This window comes from Wolbachia endosymbiont of Kerria lacca, from assembly GCF_051602725.1.
Taxonomy (GTDB): Bacteria; Pseudomonadota; Alphaproteobacteria; order Rickettsiales; family Anaplasmataceae; genus Wolbachia.
Window position 1 is genome coordinate 1,248,876 of sequence record NZ_CP192272.1, and the last position, 19,067, is coordinate 1,267,942.

18 protein-coding genes, 1 tRNA gene, 2 rRNA genes and 1 pseudogene are annotated in these 19,067 nt (G+C 34.6%); 16 read left to right on the plus strand and 6 right to left on the minus strand.

The window, feature by feature from the left end; genetic code table 11:
- The first annotated feature begins 35 nt into the window (after positions 1-35).
- The 11 genes from pheS to ruvC all read left to right on the plus strand — a co-directional run bounded on the left by pheS (position 36) and on the right by ruvC (position 7,804).
- Entirely contained in the window at positions 36-1,079 is a 1,044-nt protein-coding gene (gene pheS / locus ACQ4M0_RS05810) for a phenylalanine--tRNA ligase subunit alpha (RefSeq protein ID WP_438456378.1), read from the plus strand.
- The gene (locus tag ACQ4M0_RS05815) at positions 1,080-2,315 is read left to right on the plus strand and encodes an NTP transferase domain-containing protein (RefSeq protein ID WP_019236908.1); all 1,236 of its coding nucleotides are present in this window, start codon (positions 1,080-1,082) and stop codon (positions 2,313-2,315) included.
- 82 nt (positions 2,316-2,397) lie between these two features.
- Entirely contained in the window at positions 2,398-2,874 is a 477-nt protein-coding gene (locus ACQ4M0_RS05820; protein WP_438456379.1) for a P44/Msp2 family outer membrane protein, read from the plus strand.
- Between the two features lie 218 nt (positions 2,875-3,092).
- Entirely contained in the window at positions 3,093-3,395 is a 303-nt protein-coding gene (gene rplU, locus ACQ4M0_RS05825) for a 50S ribosomal protein L21 (protein ID WP_007302510.1), read from the plus strand.
- 10 nt (positions 3,396-3,405) lie between these two features.
- Positions 3,406-3,675 carry a 50S ribosomal protein L27 gene (rpmA, locus tag ACQ4M0_RS05830; RefSeq protein WP_438456380.1) on the plus strand — a complete coding sequence of 90 codons (270 nt, stop codon included), beginning with the start codon at positions 3,406-3,408 and terminating at the stop codon, positions 3,673-3,675.
- Positions 3,676-3,683: 8 nt separating this feature from the next.
- Positions 3,684-3,760 (plus strand) — tRNA-Ile (locus ACQ4M0_RS05835).
- 39 nt (positions 3,761-3,799) lie between these two features.
- Positions 3,800-4,966, plus strand: coding sequence for a methionine adenosyltransferase (gene metK, locus ACQ4M0_RS05840; RefSeq protein ID WP_438456381.1), 1,167 nt, complete (start codon positions 3,800-3,802; stop codon positions 4,964-4,966).
- 109 nt (positions 4,967-5,075) lie between these two features.
- The gene (locus ACQ4M0_RS05845) at positions 5,076-5,741 is read left to right on the plus strand and encodes a TenA family protein (RefSeq protein ID WP_007302512.1); all 666 of its coding nucleotides are present in this window, start codon (positions 5,076-5,078) and stop codon (positions 5,739-5,741) included.
- A gap of 39 nt (positions 5,742-5,780) precedes the next feature.
- On the plus strand, positions 5,781-6,440 hold the full coding sequence (locus ACQ4M0_RS05850) for a TenA family protein (protein WP_007302513.1): 660 nt from the start codon (positions 5,781-5,783) through the stop codon (positions 6,438-6,440).
- Between the two features lie 47 nt (positions 6,441-6,487).
- Positions 6,488-7,315 (plus strand): cytochrome c oxidase subunit 3, encoded by an 828-nt coding sequence (locus ACQ4M0_RS05855; protein ID WP_019236912.1) that lies wholly within the window; start codon positions 6,488-6,490, stop codon positions 7,313-7,315.
- Positions 7,316-7,804, plus strand: coding sequence for a crossover junction endodeoxyribonuclease RuvC (gene ruvC / locus ACQ4M0_RS05860; protein WP_438456382.1), 489 nt, complete (start codon positions 7,316-7,318; stop codon positions 7,802-7,804).
- A gap of 25 nt (positions 7,805-7,829) precedes the next feature.
- Here ruvC and ruvX read toward each other — a convergent pair whose 3' ends face one another.
- From ruvX to ACQ4M0_RS05875, 3 genes are read right to left on the minus strand one after another with little or no spacing between them, the layout of a single operon-like run.
- Positions 7,830-8,297: a Holliday junction resolvase RuvX gene (gene ruvX, locus ACQ4M0_RS05865; RefSeq protein ID WP_143689150.1), complete on the minus strand. Its 468-nt coding sequence runs from the start codon at positions 8,295-8,297 to the stop codon at positions 7,830-7,832.
- A gap of 57 nt (positions 8,298-8,354) precedes the next feature.
- Positions 8,355-10,139 carry a ribonucleoside-diphosphate reductase subunit alpha gene (locus tag ACQ4M0_RS05870; RefSeq protein WP_007302519.1) on the minus strand — a complete coding sequence of 595 codons (1,785 nt, stop codon included), beginning with the start codon at positions 10,137-10,139 and terminating at the stop codon, positions 8,355-8,357.
- A 48-nt stretch (positions 10,140-10,187) separates the two neighbouring features.
- Positions 10,188-11,258, minus strand: a complete 1,071-nt coding sequence (locus ACQ4M0_RS05875; protein ID WP_438456383.1) for a methyltransferase domain-containing protein — start codon at positions 11,256-11,258, stop codon at positions 10,188-10,190.
- Positions 11,259-11,589: 331 nt separating this feature from the next.
- On the opposite strand from ACQ4M0_RS05875, the gene ACQ4M0_RS05880 reads away from it, so the two are divergent.
- The 3 genes and pseudogenes from ACQ4M0_RS05880 to ACQ4M0_RS05890 all read left to right on the plus strand — a co-directional run.
- Positions 11,590-14,354, plus strand: a 23S ribosomal RNA gene (locus tag ACQ4M0_RS05880).
- Positions 14,355-14,421: 67 nt separating this feature from the next.
- Positions 14,422-14,528 (plus strand): 5S ribosomal RNA (gene rrf / locus ACQ4M0_RS05885).
- 191 nt (positions 14,529-14,719) lie between these two features.
- Positions 14,720-15,577 (plus strand): annotated as a pseudogene (locus ACQ4M0_RS05890) (IS66 family transposase); the annotation flags it as partial.
- Here the strand turns inward: ACQ4M0_RS05890 and ACQ4M0_RS05895 are convergent.
- Genes ACQ4M0_RS05895 through rpmH form a run of 3 tightly spaced genes read right to left on the minus strand, consistent with a single transcriptional unit; the run spans position 15,556 to position 16,333 of the window.
- Complete coding sequence (locus tag ACQ4M0_RS05895; RefSeq protein WP_007302521.1) at positions 15,556-15,777, minus strand: hypothetical protein; 222 nt, start codon at positions 15,775-15,777, stop codon at positions 15,556-15,558. The pseudogene ACQ4M0_RS05890 and the gene ACQ4M0_RS05895 overlap by 22 nt on opposite strands.
- Positions 15,778-15,837: 60 nt before the next feature.
- Positions 15,838-16,215 carry a ribonuclease P protein component gene (gene rnpA, locus ACQ4M0_RS05900; protein WP_081439702.1) on the minus strand — a complete coding sequence of 126 codons (378 nt, stop codon included), beginning with the start codon at positions 16,213-16,215 and terminating at the stop codon, positions 15,838-15,840.
- On the minus strand, positions 16,199-16,333 hold the full coding sequence (rpmH, locus tag ACQ4M0_RS05905) for a 50S ribosomal protein L34 (protein WP_438456384.1): 135 nt from the start codon (positions 16,331-16,333) through the stop codon (positions 16,199-16,201). The genes rnpA and rpmH overlap by 17 nt, the downstream gene beginning before the upstream one ends.
- Positions 16,334-16,440: 107 nt before the next feature.
- Between rpmH and pstC the strand changes: the two genes are divergently transcribed.
- Positions 16,441-17,529: a phosphate ABC transporter permease subunit PstC gene (gene pstC, locus ACQ4M0_RS05910; RefSeq protein ID WP_438456385.1), complete on the plus strand. Its 1,089-nt coding sequence runs from the start codon at positions 16,441-16,443 to the stop codon at positions 17,527-17,529.
- A gap of 96 nt (positions 17,530-17,625) precedes the next feature.
- Positions 17,626-19,062: a F0F1 ATP synthase subunit beta gene (atpD, locus tag ACQ4M0_RS05915; RefSeq protein ID WP_213863920.1), complete on the plus strand. Its 1,437-nt coding sequence runs from the start codon at positions 17,626-17,628 to the stop codon at positions 19,060-19,062.
- The last annotated feature ends 5 nt before the right edge of the window (positions 19,063-19,067 follow it).

Sequence of the window (19,067 nt, forward strand, 5' to 3'; positions counted from 1 at the left end):
GCACTATAATGAAAGTTTAAGCTAGCGTTTTTAAGGTGAATAAAGAGCTAATAAGTGAAATACCTTTACTTGAAGATAAGGCAGTTTCTGAGATTGAAAATGCTGCTTCTTTGAAGGATTTAGAAAAAGTTAGGTTGTCATACTTGGGGAGAAAGGGTGTAGTAAAAGCTTATTTCGATGACTTAAAGAATATAGATGATGCAGGAGAGAAACGCGACCTAGGTGCAGTGATTAATGTTTTACGCAATAAGATAGACCAGCTTATAACAAGCAAAGAAAATGAACTGAAAGATAAAGAAGTTAAGTTAAAACTGCAAAATGAAGCAGTTGATATCACACTGCCTGTCAGACCAGAAAGAATTGGCAAGATTCATCCACTCAGTAAAGTTATAAGTGAAGTGAAGCTCATTTTTGCGCATATGGGCTTTAAAGCAGTTGATGGTCCTGATATTGAAGATGAATTTTACGTATTTGATGCATTAAATACTCCAAGTCACCACCCTGCACGAGAGGAGCAAGATACCTTCTATTTAAGGAATAAAATAAATGATAAAAGAATGGTGCTGCGCACTCATACCTCATCTGTGCAGATTAGAACCATGGAAAAGACAAAAACTTTTCCAATTAAAATAGTGGCTGCAGGCAGGGTATACAGAAATGACTTTGATGCAACTCACACTCCTATGTTTCATCAGATAGAAGGACTTTATGTTAATGAAAATGTCAATATGGGCCAATTAAAATTTACTATTCATTGCTTCCTTAGTAAATTTTTCGGAGATAAGGGTCTAAGAATACGCTTTCGTAATAGTTTTTTCCCTTTTACTGAACCTTCTGCGGAAGTGGACATAAGCTATAAAGATAGTAAATGGATTGAAGTACTTGGATGTGGTATGGTGCATCCAAATGTCTTTAAAAATGTTGGAATAGACGATACTAAATACAGTGGCTTTGCATTTGGGATTGGTATAGAAAGGCTAGCAATGCTGAAATATCAAATTAGTGATCTAAGGAGCTTTTACGACAATAGAGTTAGTTGGCTCAACCATTATGGTTTTCATTTTTCGTCTTTAAGATAAGTGACAAATAAATCTTATACATTTGTTGTACTTGCTGCTGGGCATAGTGAACGAATGAATTCAAGCTTGCCTAAGGTTCTGCACAAAATAGGTAATTTCTCCATGCTTGAGCATGTCATTTACAATGCAAAGCAGCTGAATCCTGAAAAAATAGTTATTGTAGTCGATTTGCCTTTAACTCAAAGGCTGAAATGCTTTGAGGGTATAAAACTCATTACACAAGAGTCAACGCTCGGCACGGGAGATGCAGTCAAAATTGCAATGAGGAACCTGAAAGAATTGTCAGATATAGTTGTTGTGCAGTATGGGGATACTCCACTAATAAAAAGCAGCACAATAACTAAAATGATAAGCTGCTTAGGAGAGAGCAATGCTTTAGTTTGTCTTGGGTTTAAAACTAATAATAAAGGATACGGTAGACTAATTATTGAGAACGGTTCCCTAAGAGAAATCGTAGAAGCACAAAATGGTAGAAATAATGATGAGGAATTTCTTGCTAATGCTGGAATAATGGTTGCACGTGAAAAGAATCTACGTGAATTGGTGGAGAAAATAGAGTGTAATAACCAAGCTCATGAATATTACTTGACCGATATCGTTGCCATTGCAGTAAAGAGTAATTTAAATGTCGGCTATGTTATTGCTGATGAGGAGGAGGCAACTGGCATAAATAATAGGAATGACCTTGCAACGGCCGAGTTTTACTTTCAAGAAGAAAAAAGAAAGTTTTTCACTAACTCTGGAGTAACGCTTGTTGCTCCAGAAACTGTTTTCTTCTCTCTTGATACGCAAATTGGTATGGATTCGATTGTTTACCCATACGTTTTTTTTGGTCCTGGAGTAAAAATAGGATCTGGTGTTAGGGTTGGTCCATTTGCCAAATGTGAAAATACAACAATAGGTGATGGTGCAATCATAGGTAATTTTGTTGAAACAAAAGCAAGTGATATAGGTATAAATACTAAGATAAAGCATTTAAGTTATATAGGAAATACTCAGGTAGGGCAGGGGAGTAACATAGGTGCAGGTACCGTTATTTGTAATTATGATGGGAAAAAGAAACATAGAACAAATATTGGAAGCAATTGTTTTATTGGTGCCAATAGTTCATTAATTGCACCGCTTAATGTTCATGATGACTCTCTAGTTGCAGCAGGTAGCGTTGTAGTCAAAGATGTGCCAAAGGGAAGTCTGGCAATTGCAAGAGAAAGACAAATAACAAAAAAAATAAAATAATTCCAATTTTTTACTTGCAATTTATACTATTTTTAATATTTATATGCTTGTATATGCATATATTAATCTTTGGAGGATAAAAATGAAAAAGTTACTTACTTTGTTGGCTTGCTGTTCTTTGTCAGCACCGTCTTTTGGAGTTGATTGGGTTAAAGATAGAACCTACACCTCTTCGTCATATGGCATGCTTGGTGTTAATTATGATCTTGGCTATCATTGTACAGATAGCATTAAAATTTCATTTGGTCCTGCAGTTAAACTTGTTATGAGTGAAGGGATTTTAGACGCGGGACTTATGACAAAGCTTCATTATCATTATAAATTTGAAAATACAGATATTACTTCTTATGTTACTTTTGGTGTAGGAGGTGGAGCTAAAGTATCTCAACCAGCACAGCAAGGTCAACAGCCAGACGTAAAAAAGTTTTTTTCCTACCAGATAGGTGCTGGTATTAATCTTCCACTTTCTGAGAGAACGAATGTTTTCGCTGGCTATAAACTTCACAAGTTCAGTAATTTTTCTCATGGGTTTGAACTTGGAATGAGTTTTAATTTATAAGCTCCGATTGAATGTTTTTAGTGAAAGCTTGAGTTTTTGTTAACGTCGTAAAGTTTTCATGAGACTAAGAGAATTTGAGAGTAGTCAAGTTTTAAAACTTGACTACTCTCCACGAGGAAAAGCAGATAAAGGTAGAAGTATTTCATGTTTTTATTTATATTGACAGTATGTGTAACATCATTTACGATTAGTGTTAATAACAATAATTGATATTTGTCATGTTTGCAGTAATCGAAACTGGTGGAAAGCAGTATTTAGTAAAAAAAGGCAGCATAATTAAAGTAGAAAGATTACAAGCTGAAGAAAAAGAGGAAGTGGAAATCAATAAAGTGATTTGTGTTTCAAACAATGGCTTATCTTGTTCATCTAATGCTGTTGTTAAAGCTGAAGTACTGGAGCAGTGTAGAGATAAAAAAATTATAATCTTTAAGAAAAAGAGAAGAAAAAATTACCGTAGGAAAAATGGTCATAGGCAGTATATTACTGTTCTTCGTATCAATGAAATTAGTCTTCAAAAGTAAGAGGTAAGATATGGCAACTAAAAAATCAGGTGGTAGTTCCTGTAATGGTAGAGATTCGGCAGGGCGTCGACTCGGGATAAAGAAGAATGGTGAGGTTATTCCAGGTAACATAATTGTACGTCAAAGAGGTACAAAATTTCATCCTGGAAAGAATGTTGGTATGGGTAAAGATCATACGATTTTTGCTAAAACGAAAGGCTGGGTGAGTTTTAGAAAATCAGCAAATAAAAAGACGTTTATTGATGTTGTGCTTACAGATGATATGCAAGCCTTGGCTTGAATAGATACGGGTCTGTAGCTCAGGTGGTTAGAGCGCACGCCTGATAAGCGTGAGGTCGGAGGTTCAACTCTTCCCAGACCCACCATTTAAATTTGCAATAGTTTTGATATCGTGTAACTAAGCGATGGTTTTACATAAGAATTCAGTAACCAGTGAATCAGTAGCAGCCGGTCATCCAGACAAAGTAGCAGAACAGATTTCAGATGCAATACTTGACGAATACCTTTTTAATGACTCTTCCTCTCGTACTGCAATAGAGACTTTAGTTACTAAAGATAATGTTATTATAGCTGGGGAAGTATTTGGGCCGAACATTGAAAATAGCAAGATTGAAAGTATTGTACGGAATACAATAAAAGATATTGGTTATGAGCATGATGGTTTCCACTGGGAAACAGTGAAAGTAAATATATTACTACATGAACAATCAAATGACATTGCAATAGGTGTGGATCAAGGTGCTGGGGATCAGGGCATAATGTATGGCTATGCAACAATAGAGACAGAAAGCCTCATGCCAGCACCCATTTTTTATGCACACTCGATTCTGAGAAATATCATGAGTATGGTCAAAGGGGTAAAGCTTGGTCCGGATGCAAAATCGCAAATCACTTTGGCGTATGAGAATAACCTTCCAGTGCGTGCTGAAAGTATTGTTGTTTCAATACAGCATCTTGAGGATCTGAGTCAATCGAAAGTGAAGGAAATAATTTATCCTTACATAGCTTCATCTTTACCTGAAGGGTGGATGTGCCCTAAAGAAAATCTCTTAGTCAATCCAACAGGTAGATTTGTTATTGGTGGACCAGTTGGTGATTGTGGATTAACCGGACGAAAAATTATGGTTGATACTTATGGAGGCTATATTCCACACGGTGGAGGAGCGTTTTCTGGAAAAGATGCAACAAAAGTTGATAGATCCGCAGCTTATATGGCGAGATACCTTGCTAAAAATATTGTCTTTGCAGGTTTAGCTGAACGTTGTCTTGTGCAGCTTTCTTATGCAATTGGTGTCTCAAAACCTACTTCATTTTACATTGATACATTTGGCACGAATACAATAGATGAAGAGAGGATTAAAGGGTTTATTGAAGGTAACATAGATTTATCAACTAAAGGCATAATAAGACATTTATCACTTAATCGTCCTATATATAAACGTACAGCCTGCTATGGGCATTTTGGTAAAAAGTTAGAAAGTGATGGTGGATTTTCTTGGGAAGGTGTGGACTTATCTACTGATTTTTGTAAAGAATTTAATATAGAAGAAGAAAAGAGAGAATTTCTTTAAACTATTAAACTCTTTTATTTCTAGCTTGATACTGATATAATAACTTATTATAAATTGTAAGTAACTTTTTAGTAACTATACTAATTTTAATATTTATGAGGCTTACAAGATGTCCAACAAACCAAAAGAAGAATTTTATGATATTGCTATAAAAGAATCATCTGATCTTATTGAAGAAATAAAAGAACATCCTTTCAATGTTGAATTGATAAACAATACGCTAGATTATGAAAAGTTCAAAATTTATCTTCAGCAGGATTTTTTATATTTAGTGGACTGTACTCGTGCTTTATTGATTATTGCAGCTAAAGTTGATGACATTGAAATAATGGGCAGTTTGGTTAATGTAGCAAGGGGAACATTTGCGGTTCGAAAGCAGTATACTGAATATTTTGAGACTTGTGATTTATCCGATAATCATAAAAAATCAAAATCTTGTTCTGCTTTTACTGATTTTTTTATGCGTGCTGCATATCATAATTCTGTTGCTGAAGCTTTAGCAGCGTCTTATCCTTGTTTTAATATATACCAAATTATTATAAATCATATGGTAGGAGAGGTTATGCCTAAAAAAGTTGAAGATCACAGATATCAAGGGTGGATTGATATCTATAATAACACAGTAATGAATGCTACGATTAATCAAGTTACTGACGTTGCAAATAATCTATATGCAAAGGCTGGTGATTGTGAGAGGAAAAAGATGCGTGAGTTTTTTAAGAGAGGTCTAGAGCTAGAAATAATGTTTTGGGATGAGATGTATTCTCTAGCATAATCTGTAGTATTAACACTAAATTATATTCTAGTTTATGTGATGTTTAGTGGTATAATTAAGAGTTATTATGGGTCAAATCTTTTAAAGGATATTATTGAGCATCCTTTCAATGTTGAATTAGCAAATAATACTTTAAACATAGAAAACTTCAAATTTTATATACAACAAGATGCATTCTTTTTAGCTGATTATGTTCGTACTGTTTTAATGACTGCATCAAAAATGGAGAGTTGTAATAACATTGTTCCATTGATTGGGGTGGCTAAAGGAGGAATAGAGATTATGAGAGTGTTATACGACCACTACTTTACTGTATACTCCATAAATCGTGGAGAAAAGTCGCTTGAATGTTTCAATTTTACTAACTTTCTTTTGTCTACTTCGTATAGCGACATTTATGAAGCTGTAACAGTTCTTTACTCTTGCCATTTTATATATAAAATTATTGTTGATAATATGAGAAATAAAATTAAAAAAAATAATAGATATAAGGATTGGTTTGATTTTTTTGGCGGTAGTTTGATGGAATCTGGATGTGTTGCTTTGGAAGATATTGTTGACGAGTATTGTAACAAAGCAAGGGAAAGTGAAAGAACCAGAATGCTTGAATTATTTAAAATAACTGCACAATTTGAGTTAGACTTTTGGAATAGCGCATATAATTTTTCAAAATTTGATCAAGATTTTAAGAAATATTGACAATTTTAAGCTAATTTGTATGCTTGATATGTATTTTTGAAGGTGATATGAAAAGTAAAGAACATGATTTTCATTTAGTGGACCCAAGTCCCTGGCCAATTGCTATATCAGCAGCAATTCTTGTTCTTGCACTTGGATTAGTTGGTACACTCCATAAACAAATTTCTGGAATATTTGGTTTAGTTTTGGGAATCTCTGCGGTATCAGGAGTGCTGTTTTATTGGTGGAGAGATGTAATAAGAGAAGCAATTTATGATAAATGCCATACTGCCATTGTAAAACATGGACTCAAGCTTGCAATGTACTTATTTATCCTCTCGGAAGTTGTGTTTTTTATAGCGTTCTTTTGTTCATTCTTTAAAGCCTGGCTTGATCCGGTTTTTTTATTTGAAGCGTTTTCTCCTACAAAAAAAGTTGAATGGCCCCCTGAAGGGATTTTACCACCGGATCCGTGGTCGTTACCATTTATGAATACACTAATATTATTACTTTCTGGTACAACGATTACTTCAGCACATCATTTTTTACTTGAAAATGATCAAAAGAGCATGATTAAAATGCTGTCTATAACTATATTGCTTGGGATGTTCTTTATAATAGTGCAAGCAATTGAGTATTATGAAGCAAGTTTTTCTCTACAAGAAGCGGGAGAGAAACTTATCTATACATCCAACTTTTACATGATTACTGGTTTTCATTGTGTACATGTTATAATAGGGATAATATTCTTGTCAGTATGTTTATTTAGAGCTCGAAAAAATCAGATTACACCTCAAGATCATTTATGTTTTGAGTTTGCTTCTTGGTATTGGCACTTCGTTGATGTAGTTTGGATATTTTTATTTTTGTTTGTTTATTGGCTCAGCATTTATTAAGTGATTAAGATAATAGGTCTAGATCCAGGAATAAGCAAAACTGGTTGGGCAATTATCAATCTGGAAGAAAAAAATAGTATTGAATTTTTGGGTGGTGGTGCCATATCAACTGATAGTAAGTTGGTTACAGGTGAGCGTTTACATATAATTTTTGAAGAATTAAAGAAAGTAATTTCTCTATACTCTCCAAATGAAGCTGCAGTAGAGAAAATTTTTGTTAATAAGAACCCAAAATCTTCGCTAACTTTAGGATATGCAAGAGCAATTGCAATTTTAATATTACGAATGACGGATTTACCCATGAATGAATATGATGCAAACTATATAAAAAAGAGCATTACTGGAAATGGTCATGCTGATAAGGATCAGATTATATTTATGGTGAAGCAAATAGTTAAAAACTTAAATATAAAATGTCATCATACTGCTGATGCTCTTGCTACAGCAATTTGTCATGCTTATACGAGAAGTTCTTGTTTTATTGAATAGTTTTACATGAATTCAGTTGAAAAAACTATTTGATGGTATTTATCTTATCTAACGTTCGTTGCAGAATAATACATGCAGCAATTTTATCATCTATTTTTTTTGATTTTGTGATTGATATTCCAGTAATTTTTAGTGCGTGAGTTGCAAGAGATGTTGATAGACTTTCGTCTTGTAGGTATATGTGTACTTTACATTTTTTTATTATTTTATTTGCAAACTGGATTATTGCTTTACACCATTCAGTCTCTTGGTCATCTATTTTGAATGGTAGTCCTATTACCATTGATCCAGCTTCATTTTCTTTAAGCACTCTATTTAGATAACCTAAATCTTTGCTCATATTTCTTCTATAATATATACTATGAGCTGTAGCTATAAGCTGTGTTTTATCACTAAATGCTATGCCTATTTGTTTTTCTCCCATATCAAGGCACATTATACGTTTATCTCTTGGAATAGACTTTAGAAATTCATCTGGATTTCTATGTAGCATCTATGAAAACATAACTTTTGTACAATTGTATTTTTGTGACAGTAAGTTATGTACAGTCTACTGGCATGATAGACATTCATCATAATTAATATCTGTTTTTTGTTGCAATATTTCACTTTTTTTGAATATGTCATGTGAGACCTTGTCAGCTCTCTGCATTGATTGTGATCTGCAGTAATACAAGCTTTTTAATCCTTTTTTCCAAGCAAGCATATGTATTTTGTGTAAGTAACGTTTATGCACATTGGCAGGTAAGAACAGATTTACTGATTGAGATTGACAAATATAAGGAGTTCTATCACTTGCATGTTCTATGATCCATTGTTGATCAAGTTCGTATGCTGTTTTAAATGTCAGTTTTTCATGCTTGCTAAGAAAATCTAAATGCTGAACAGAACCCTCATTTGTTGAAATTGAGGACCATATTTCATCATTGTCTTGATTTTTTTCTGCTAGTAGTTTTTGCAAGAATTTATTTCGTACTACAAATGAACCTGTAAGTGTCTTCTGTATAAATACGTTTGCTGCATATGGCTCTATTCCAGGGGAAGTGTTGCCTGCGATAATCGAAATTGAGGCAGTTGGAGCAATAGCGAGCTTATGTGTAAACCTTTCCATTAGATCGATTTCTTTAGCATCAAGACATGGCCCTTTTTCTTCTGCTAATTTTTTAGAAACTACATCTGCTTGCTCGCGCAAATGCTTAAATACTTTTTTATTCCATTGTTGGGCTGTTACTGATTCAAAAGGAACCATTTTACTTTGTAAAAATGAATGAAAACCCATCACGCCAAGACCGATACTACGCTCTCTTATTGCGGAATATTTTGCTCGCTGTATTTCATTTGGTGCTTGGTTTATGAAATCCTCTAATACATTATCAAGAAAACGCATTATATCTTCTATGAAAAGCTCATTATCTTTCCATTCTTCGTAGTATTCAAGATTTACGGATGATAAACAACATACAGCAGTGCGTGACTTTTTCAGGTGATCGTAACCTGTAGTTAAAGTTATTTCACTGCATAGGTTTGACATTTTGATGTCTAAGTTGAGTTTTTTGTAAGATTCTGGCTTATTGTTATTTGTTGCATCAAGGAAAATAATGTAAGGTTCTCCAGTTTCAACTCTTGCTGTTAATATTTTAATCCATATATCCCGTGCTTTTACTGTTGAAATAACTTTATTGTTATGAGGGCTTATTAAATCCCATTCTTGATCATCTTCAACAGCTTGCATAAACTTATCTGTTACTATTACAGCATGATGTATATTTAATGCCTTGCGATTTGGGTCACCACCAGTTGGCTTACGTAAATCTAGAAACTCTTCTATTTCTGGATGCCATACAGGAAGATAAACTGCTGAGCTTCCTCTTCTTAAGGATCCTTGGCTGATTGCAAGCGTCAGAGCATTTTGTACTACGATAAATGGCACAATTCCTGATGTTTTACCGCTACCTTTGACACTTTCACCAATTGAACGTAAATTTCCCCAATAACTACCTATTCCACCACCACGTGCAGCGAGCCAAACATTTTCATTCCATAAATCAACTATTCCCTGCAAGCTATCTTCAGTTTCGTTAAGAAAGCAGGAAATAGGCAATCCTCTCTTGGTACCACCATTACTAAGTATTGGAGTTGAAGGCATGAACCATAAATTGCTCATGTAATCATAAAGACGCTGTGCATGCTCTTTATTATCAGAGTAGTAATTGGCAATACGTATAAAGAGATCTTGATAACTTTCATTTTCTATTAAATACCTGTCCAATAGAACTGCTTTTCCAAAATCAGTTAATTTACTATCCTTTGCGTAGTTAATAGCAATGTAATTCATAAGACTCCCTTTATGATAATATAGACATTTATTTGAGCGATTTCTCGATTAAGTTGTTAAATTTTTTTGTGGATACTGTAATGCAAACAAGATACCATCAACTTGGCTGCCATATATTTTACAGTAACTCATTTGACTTATTTGCATATTTGTTTCTTTTGCAACATGCTGAATATAATCTTCTGAGTGACGAAAATAATCTCCTTTGTTTACAAAGTCAATACCTTTACCTTCCTTTCTTCTTACTAAACATACAATAACCCCTTTTTTGTTTGTCAATCCTTTTGCTAGTTCCAATTCTGCTAGAAAATCATGTAGATAGTGTAGCACTTCAGCAAAGATAATTACATCATACTGCTGGTTGTTCTCTTGTTTAAGAAACTCTTTCATTTCTGTATGTATTAACTCATCGTAAACAGGTTTACCTTTTATAAGGCATCCTCTTGCAATATTGAGCATTCTATTTGAGATGTCAACTCCTGTTATGCGACTTCTAGTATTACTTATTTTTAGGAAGTGACCACATATTCCAGTACCGCAACCAAGGTCGAGTATATTCAGTTTAGAAGTGGAGTTGTTAAAGACTTTTGTAATTATCATGTGTACGAGTTCATGCCCTCTGTATTGTTTGGCAATTAGCCAATGCTCAACAAAATATTCACCTGTGTAATCAAAATATTGTTTTATGAGATTTTCAGGCAATTCCACAATATCTGATGTGTTTGTTATTTTCTTTATATAGTAAGAAGCTTCTTTATGACTACTATCTAATTTTAGGGTTTTTGTTAAATAATTATAAGCTTTGTTAGTATTGCCTACTGCAAAATGACATCTTCCGATATTATACCAGACTAGAGGTAAATTAGGGTAGAATATGCTAATTAACCAAAATCTTAACTTTGCATCTGATATATTACCTTTATAGAAGTGATATAACCCGATTTCAGTGTTGGTATTTAACAGGTTTTTAGATTTTTCAAGAAACACTACAATTTCTTTATGGAGAGTACTGTATTTATCCATAATGAAATTTTTTACTTTTTTACTATTTAATAAGCCAGTGAGCTTGGATATACAATTTAAAGCAAAGTTTTTTATAAAAGATAGATTACTTTTCATACATTAGAAATACTCCAAATGTTCATTTTCATTTTTAGGTAACTAATTTTAACACATTTTATCTTACAAAATATCTTTTTCATTAATTTTTCTGTACATATCAATTTGTCAAATATTTCTTAGATTATAATGTTTAAGATTGCTGGTATATTGTTGTTGATAATAATAGGTAAATGTTTTGTGTAAAAAGGCGTTGACATATGATTTATCAGATTGTAACATATAAAAGATTAGTTTTTAGATGTTTGAAAAGTTTTATGGTAGAGATTATTTAATCTCAATTCAATTGTAAGTTAATATTTAACTCTGCATATTCTACATATAGTCAGATAAATAAATTATTAAGAGCACTTGATGGATGCCTTGGCGTTAAGAGGCGATGAAGGACGTGGCAGGCTGCGATAAGCTGTGGGAAATTGTCAACAAATTTTGATCCGCAGATTTCCGAATGGGGAAACCCAACTAGCTTAGCTAGTTATTATATACTAAGTATATAAAGCAAACTTGGTGAACTGAAATATCTAAGTAGCCAAAGGAAAAGAAATCAACCGAGATTCTGTTAGTAGTGACGAGCGAAAGCGGAAAAGGCTAGTGATTTAAAAATAAGAATTAGAATACTCTGGAAATGGTAACCATAGAAGGTGATAGTCCTGTATAAATAGAAAGTTTTTAAATCCTTGAGTAGAGCGGGGCACGTGAAATCCTGTTTGAATATGGGGGGACCATCCTCCAAGCCTAAATACTCCTTAACGACCGATAGTGAACAAGTACCGTGAGGGAAAGGTGAAAAGAACCCCGGGAGGGGAGTGAAATAGAATCTGAAATCAAGTGCTTACAAACAGTTGGAGCTCTATATCAATTTATTGATATTTAGAGTGACAGCGTACCTTTTGCATAATGGGTCAGCGAGTTAATCTATGAAGCAAGCTTAAGCCGGTAGGTGTAGGCGTAGCGAAAGCAAGTCTGAATAGGGCGTTTAGTTTTATGGATTAGACCCGAAACCAAGTGATCTAGTCATGACCAGATTGAAGGTATGGTAAAACATACTGAAGGATCGAACCAGTTAATGTTGCAACATTATTGGATGAGTTGTGATTAGGGGTGAAAGGCCAATCAAACTTGGAAATAGCTGGTTCTCCGCGAAATCTATTTAGGTAGAGCGTTGTATTTATGTTGTTGGGGGTAGAGCACTGGATAGACTAGGGGGATTCATCATCTTACCAAATCTAACCAAACTCCGAATACCAATAATTAATTATACAGCAGACACACTATGGGTGCTAAGTCCGTGGTGGAAAGGGAAACAGCCCAGATCACTATCTAAGGTCCCAAAATTACAGCTAAGTGGGAAAGGAAGTAGAAAAACCATTACAGCTAGGAGGTTGGCTTGGAAGCAGCCATCCTTTAAAGAAAGCGTAACAGCTCACTTGTCTAAATAAGTTTTTCTGCGCCGAAAATGTACCGGGGCTAAAGCTGTATACCGAAGATGTGGGTGCTTATTAATTTCGATTAATAGGCGCGGTAGCGGAGCGTTCCGTAAGTCTGTGAAGGTGGTTTGTAAAAACTGCTGGAGATATCGGAAGTGAGAATGCTGACATAAGTAGCGTAAAAGAGTGTGAAAAACACTCTCACCAAAAATCTAAGGGTTCCTACGTTAAGTTAATCTGCGTAGGGTTAGTCGGTTCCTAAGGCGAGTCCGTAAAGGAGTAGTCGATGGCAATTAGGTTAATATTCCTAAACCTCTTAAGTGTGACGGGTTTTGTATTTGTATAGGTCTTATTGGATTGATCTATGCTTAAAAGAAGCTCCAGGAAATAGCACTTATATTTATGAGGCCGTACCGTAAACCGACACTGGTGGATGAGTAGAGTATACTAAGGTGTTGAAAGAATGATGTTGAAGGAACTCGGCAAATTATACCTGTAACTTCGGAAGAAGGGTAACCTGCTTTTAGGCAACTATAAGTAGGTGGCACAAAATAGGGAGTAGCGACTGTTTACTAAAAACACAGGACTCTGCAAACACGTAAGTGGAAGTATAGGGTCTGACGCCTGCCCGGTGCTGGAAGGTTAATAGGAGGGGTGCAAGCTCTGAATTGAAGCCCCAGTAAACGGCGGCCGTAACACTGACGGTCCTAAGGTAGCGAAATTCCTTGTCGGGTAAGTTCCGACCCGCACGAATGGCGTAACGATTTCTCCACTGTCTCCAACATCACTTCAGCGAAATTGAATTCCCCGTGCAGATGCGGGGTACCCGCGGTTAGACGAAGAGACCCCGTGCACCTTTACTATAGCTTTACATTGCTATTAAAAGTGTGATGTGCAGGATAGGTGGGAGACTTTGAAGTTATGGCGCTAGCTATAATGGAGTTAACCTTGAGATACCACCCTTTACACTTTTGATATCTAACTATGTTTCATTATCTGGAACTAGGACATTGTATGGTGGGTAGTTTGACTGGGGCGGTCGCCTCCTAAAAAGTAACGGAGGCGTGCGAAGGTAAGCTAGAGCTGGTCGGAAATCAGCTTGATAGTACAATGGCATAAGCTTGCCTGACTGCGAGGCTGACAAGCCAAGCAGAGACGAAAGTCGGTCATAGTGATCCGGTAATTCTGTATGGAAGGGTTATCGCTCAACGGATAAAAGGTACGCCGGGGATAACAGGCTGATGGTGTTCGAGAGTTCATATCGACGACACCGTTTGGCACCTCGATGTCGACTCATCACATCCTGGGGCTGGAGAAGGTCCCAAGGGTTCGGCTGTTCGCCGATTAAAGTGTTACGTGAGTTGGGTTTAGAACGTCGTGAGACAGTTCGGTTTCTATCTGCCGTGGGTGAAGGAAATTTGAGAAGATCTGACTCTAGTACGAGAGGACCGAGATGTATATACCTCTGGTGTACCAGCTGTTATGCCAATAGCATCGCTGGGTAGCTATGTATAGATGGGATAATTGCTGAAAGCATATAAGCAAGAAACCCTCTTCAAAAAAATTTCCCAATTAAGGCCGTGGGAGACTACCACGTTGATAGGCTAGGTGTAGAAGCATGGTAACATGTGAAGCTAACTGGTACTAATAGCCTGATTGATTTATTTGCTTTCTATATGTGCATATGCAGTGTTAAATATTAAATTAAAATTTATTAAGTCAGAAATTTTTGTTGACTTGGTGGCTATAGCAAAAATGAACCACCCGATCTCATTTCGAACTCGGAAGTGAAACTTTTTAGCGCCGATGATACTTAAAAAGGGAAAGTAGGTCGTTGCCAAGTTTATAAAAATTTCTTCTTATTTATATCTTTTCAGTAGAGCGATGAAACAGGGTAAACATAGAGTAGCTGTGAGGTAATATAACTGATCTTTTAGAACTCTGCGAAAACTTTAAGATAAAAGTAGAAAATTTAAAAGTAGAATTTGTCACTTATTTCCAAATTAGGAGGAGAGATAGCAACATTTAACAAATCATCAAACAATTGATCTTCCGAAAATCAAACTTTATATAATTGAATATTAATTAAGTTGTTGGAGATGAGGAGAAAGAAGAAGTAGCAAACTACCAAAAAGCAGATACATTTGGTCCAATAGTTAGGTGATAATTGTAGCACTCAGTGGATCTTATAAAAATTCAAAACGTGAAAATTATAAGTGATATTTTTAATGTGAATTGAAAGCGTATCAAATAGTGAATATAGAATTCCCTCAAATGCAAAAAGGTGTATGAGCAAATCGAATAAGAAAAGTGAGGTTTTGCGCATCAACGTGTTATAATAAAGGTAAACTTGGTTAGTGCTGAAGCAATACTGCAAGTTTTAAAGGGAAAGAAGATTTAAAAGACAGTGTATGTTGCAATCGTAATAGTCGCTGAAAGGTACTTTGAAACATAGCTGGACTATTGAAGTTAAAATTCTGGGCTGTTACTTAAAAAACGCATCCACTGAATTATTTATGCTAAAAAAAGCTTTATTAAAAAATGAAACAGAAGTGTAAGAAAGTTGCAAAACGTATAAGGTATTACTTGAAGCTACCTATCTGAAGCAACTGGAGCTTCTCAAGTTGCGAAAAATATTTTAAAATCTGAAAGAATGATGTGAAATTTTTTAAGTAAACCAGAAAGTATTCCACTATCACGCTGAACAGCAAATTAGGCATTATATCGTTTACTGTAAAAGCTCATATTTTACGTAATCAGAGCTAGGAACTTGAAAGGATAATTTCATTATACTTAACATGGAAACAAAGAGAACTATACAATCTCCTACCTATCGTTTCTTCAACCACTTCCCTGAACGGGTACTTTTATCAAACTATTCTCTTATTGTAATGAGTTGCTTCTATATTAAAATTTAGCAATTTCCCTCTAGGATTATCTTTATTTTGTTCTAAATATTGGCTTTGTTCAAATGCCATTCCCCATTGTGTACGATAGCTAGACTTTCTATATTCATAAAAACTCTCTTCAGCATTATTTGTATCGAGCTTTTTATCTTGTTTTTTTATACTTTCTACCTCAAGCACCCACATCTATTAATTTATTTTAAAAACCTCACTTATCTTATCATAAAAAATATAGCTGTAAATACTTTAGTGAAAATTCCTTCTTATTTTATCTTTCTTTAAGCAAATATTGAGGTCTTTTTGTAAATTTTTATAGCCTGCTTGCATAATGTTTTGATGGGTTAGTATTATGTAATAGTATCCTACATTACTTATATTAGAAATGCTAACTTTAGCTAGCATTCGTAATTGCCTTTTTATTTTATTTCTTTTTGCTGCTTTTCCGACTTTTTTACTGATAGCCAGACCTACTCTAATAACATGAATATACTTTTCAGGTTCTCTTTCTTTTATAGCATATAGTGATATATATACCCCTCGATAAAAAAGACTGTAAGATGCTAATCTGTTTTTAAAAGCAAAGGAAAACTCTTTTTTTTTATGCTTACTATGCGCATAATTTATTACACCCTAATGAGCGACGCTTATTAAGAATTTTTCTTCCAGCTTTTGTTGACATACGTGAACGAAATCCATGTTTGTGCTTTTTTTTTAAAATTTTTGGTTGTAATGTTCTTTTCATTGTTTTTATATTAATATGACTATTTATTTTAAACTATTTTGCTCTATTGTCAAATAATGGTCAACTTCTGTGGCATTCTTGTTGAATAAAATTTGATATATGGAAAAATGAATTTAATTATAGGCGTACTTGTTTTACTAGTCCTTTTATTTTGTTTGAGTAAGTTTCAAGCAGTAAGTAAAGTTAAGTCTTATATATATTTGAGTTGTATGTGGATGCTACCTTGTTTGTTAGCATTCTATGATGGTTATTTTATAACTTCTATTTCTATAGCGTTACTTTTTTTTATGCTGATTTTTATCCTTAAAGGTAAAAGAAATAAGATGGTAAAATTTTTGTTATTTATGGCTTTAGCAATATCACTTTTTATCACTTTATTTATAATGCTATCTATTTTTGTTCAGTCCATTTCTTTTTTTAATAAAGTAGCTATTTCAGAATTCTTATTTTGCTTAAAATGGAAGCATAATGTAGCTATTATTGGTGAAGGAGAGGTGGGGTGTTTTGGTATAGCGCCACTTTTAGTGGGGACATTACTTATAACTATTGTAGCAATGTTAGTTGCGGTGCCGTTTGGTTTATTTTCTGCAATATATATTAGTGAGTATGCGAGTGAAAAAGTGCGTTATGTTATTAATACAGCCTTACAGGTTTTGTCTGCTATTCCTACTGTTGTATATGGATACTTCTCAGTTATATTTTTGTCTTTTTTTATAAAGCAGGTAGCAAATTTTTTTAATTTAAGTATACACTCAGAAAGTGCTTTGATTGCTGGTTTATCGATCGGGGTAATGATTCTTCCTTTTATTATTTCTTTGCTTGAAGATGCTATAAGATCTGTTCCAAAAAGTTTACGTTATGGTTTTATGGCGCTTGGCGCAACACCAGCGGAAACTATATGGCATATAACAATACCTTATGCAATGCCTACAATTTTAAGTGCAATTTTATTATCAATTTCAAGAGTAATAGGTGAAACAATGATTGTACTAATGGCTGTGGGAATCAATGCAAATTTGACCTTTAATCCTCTCAATTCAGTTACTACTATCACTGTACAAATTGCTACATTACTTAACGGAGATCAGGATTTCAATAGTGTGCAAACTCTTGCTGCTTATGCGCTTAGTTTGGTGCTGTTTGTTATTACTTGGCTATTGAATGCATTTGCATTGTTTATAATGAAACGTAACTAGTAAGTGTTTTAATATTGCAAAATTTCTGTTAATAATATAAGATTTATTTTCTTTAGAAGTTCTTTTATAGAATTGTAGTGTTAGGTGATGAAAGAGATGAGTACAGGTAAAGTAGTTAAAATAACTCAAGCAGTTGTTGATTTAAAATTTGAAGACGGGTTGCCTAAGATATTTAATGCTTTAAAAAGCAAACTAAAATATAAGGGCAAGGAGCTAGTTTTAGAGGTTTCACAGCATATAGGTGACAATATAGTTCGTTGCATTGCTATGGATAGCACAGATGGTATGTCAAGAGGTGATGAGTTTGTTGATACAGGTGCACCAATATCAGTTCCGGTTGGACGCTCAACTTTAGGAAGGATTTTTAATGTTGTAGGGGAGCTTATAGATGAGTGTGGTCCGCTAAAAGGAAAGTATGATTTAGAACCTATACATAGATCACCTCCAAGCTTTACTGAGCAGAAGATACAGGAAGAAGTTTTAGTTACAGGAATAAAGGTTATAGATCTTCTTGCTCCTTATCTTAAAGGAGGAAAAATTGGCTTATTTGGTGGAGCTGGTGTTGGTAAAACAGTTCTGATAATGGAGCTGATTAACAACATAGCAAAAGCTCATAAAGGATTTTCTGTGTTTGCTGGAGTAGGAGAGAGAACGCGTGAAGGTAATGATCTTTATAACGAGATGATTACTTCGAATGTAATAGATATAAATGAGCACGAAAAATCTCAAGCCGTTTTGGTTTATGGTCAAATGAATGAACCTCCTGGAGCAAGGGCTAGGGTTGCTTTAACAGCACTAACTATGGCGGAGTATTTTCGTGATCATGAAAATCAAGATGTTCTATTTTTTGTAGATAATATCTTCCGTTTTACTCAAGCTGGCTCTGAAATTTCTGCTTTGCTTGGAAGAATACCGTCGGCTGTTGGTTATCAGCCAACTCTTGCGACTGATATGGGCGCTATGCAAGAGAGAATAGCCTCAACTACTGCTGGTTCTATTACTTCTGTACAGGCTATATATGTTCCTGCAGACGATTTGACCGATCCAGCTCCAGCAACGACATTCTCTCATCTTGATGCCACTACAGTATTGTCAAGGCAGATAGCTGAAATGGGTATATATCCTGCTGTTGATCCACTTGAATCAACTTCTCAGTCTTTATCTGCTGAAATCATTGGTGAAGAGCATTATAATGTGGCTTCTGAAGTGAAACGTATATTGCAAACTTATAAGTCGCTGCAAGATATTATCGCAATACTTGGTATGGATGAACTATCTGATGAAGATAAAATTATTGTTGATAGAGCTCGTAAAATTCAGAAGTTTCTTTCTCAACCTTTTCATGTTGCGGAGGTATTTACTGGCATGTCTGGCAAATTTGTTTCACTTTCTGATACTATTTCTAGTTTTAAAGGAATTATTGAAGGTAAATATGATCACCTGCCAGAAGCTGCTTTTTATATGGTGGGAAGTATAAGTGAAGCAATAGAAAAGGCTGAATCAATAAAAGCTGAAGTTGGAGCCGGACATTAAAGATT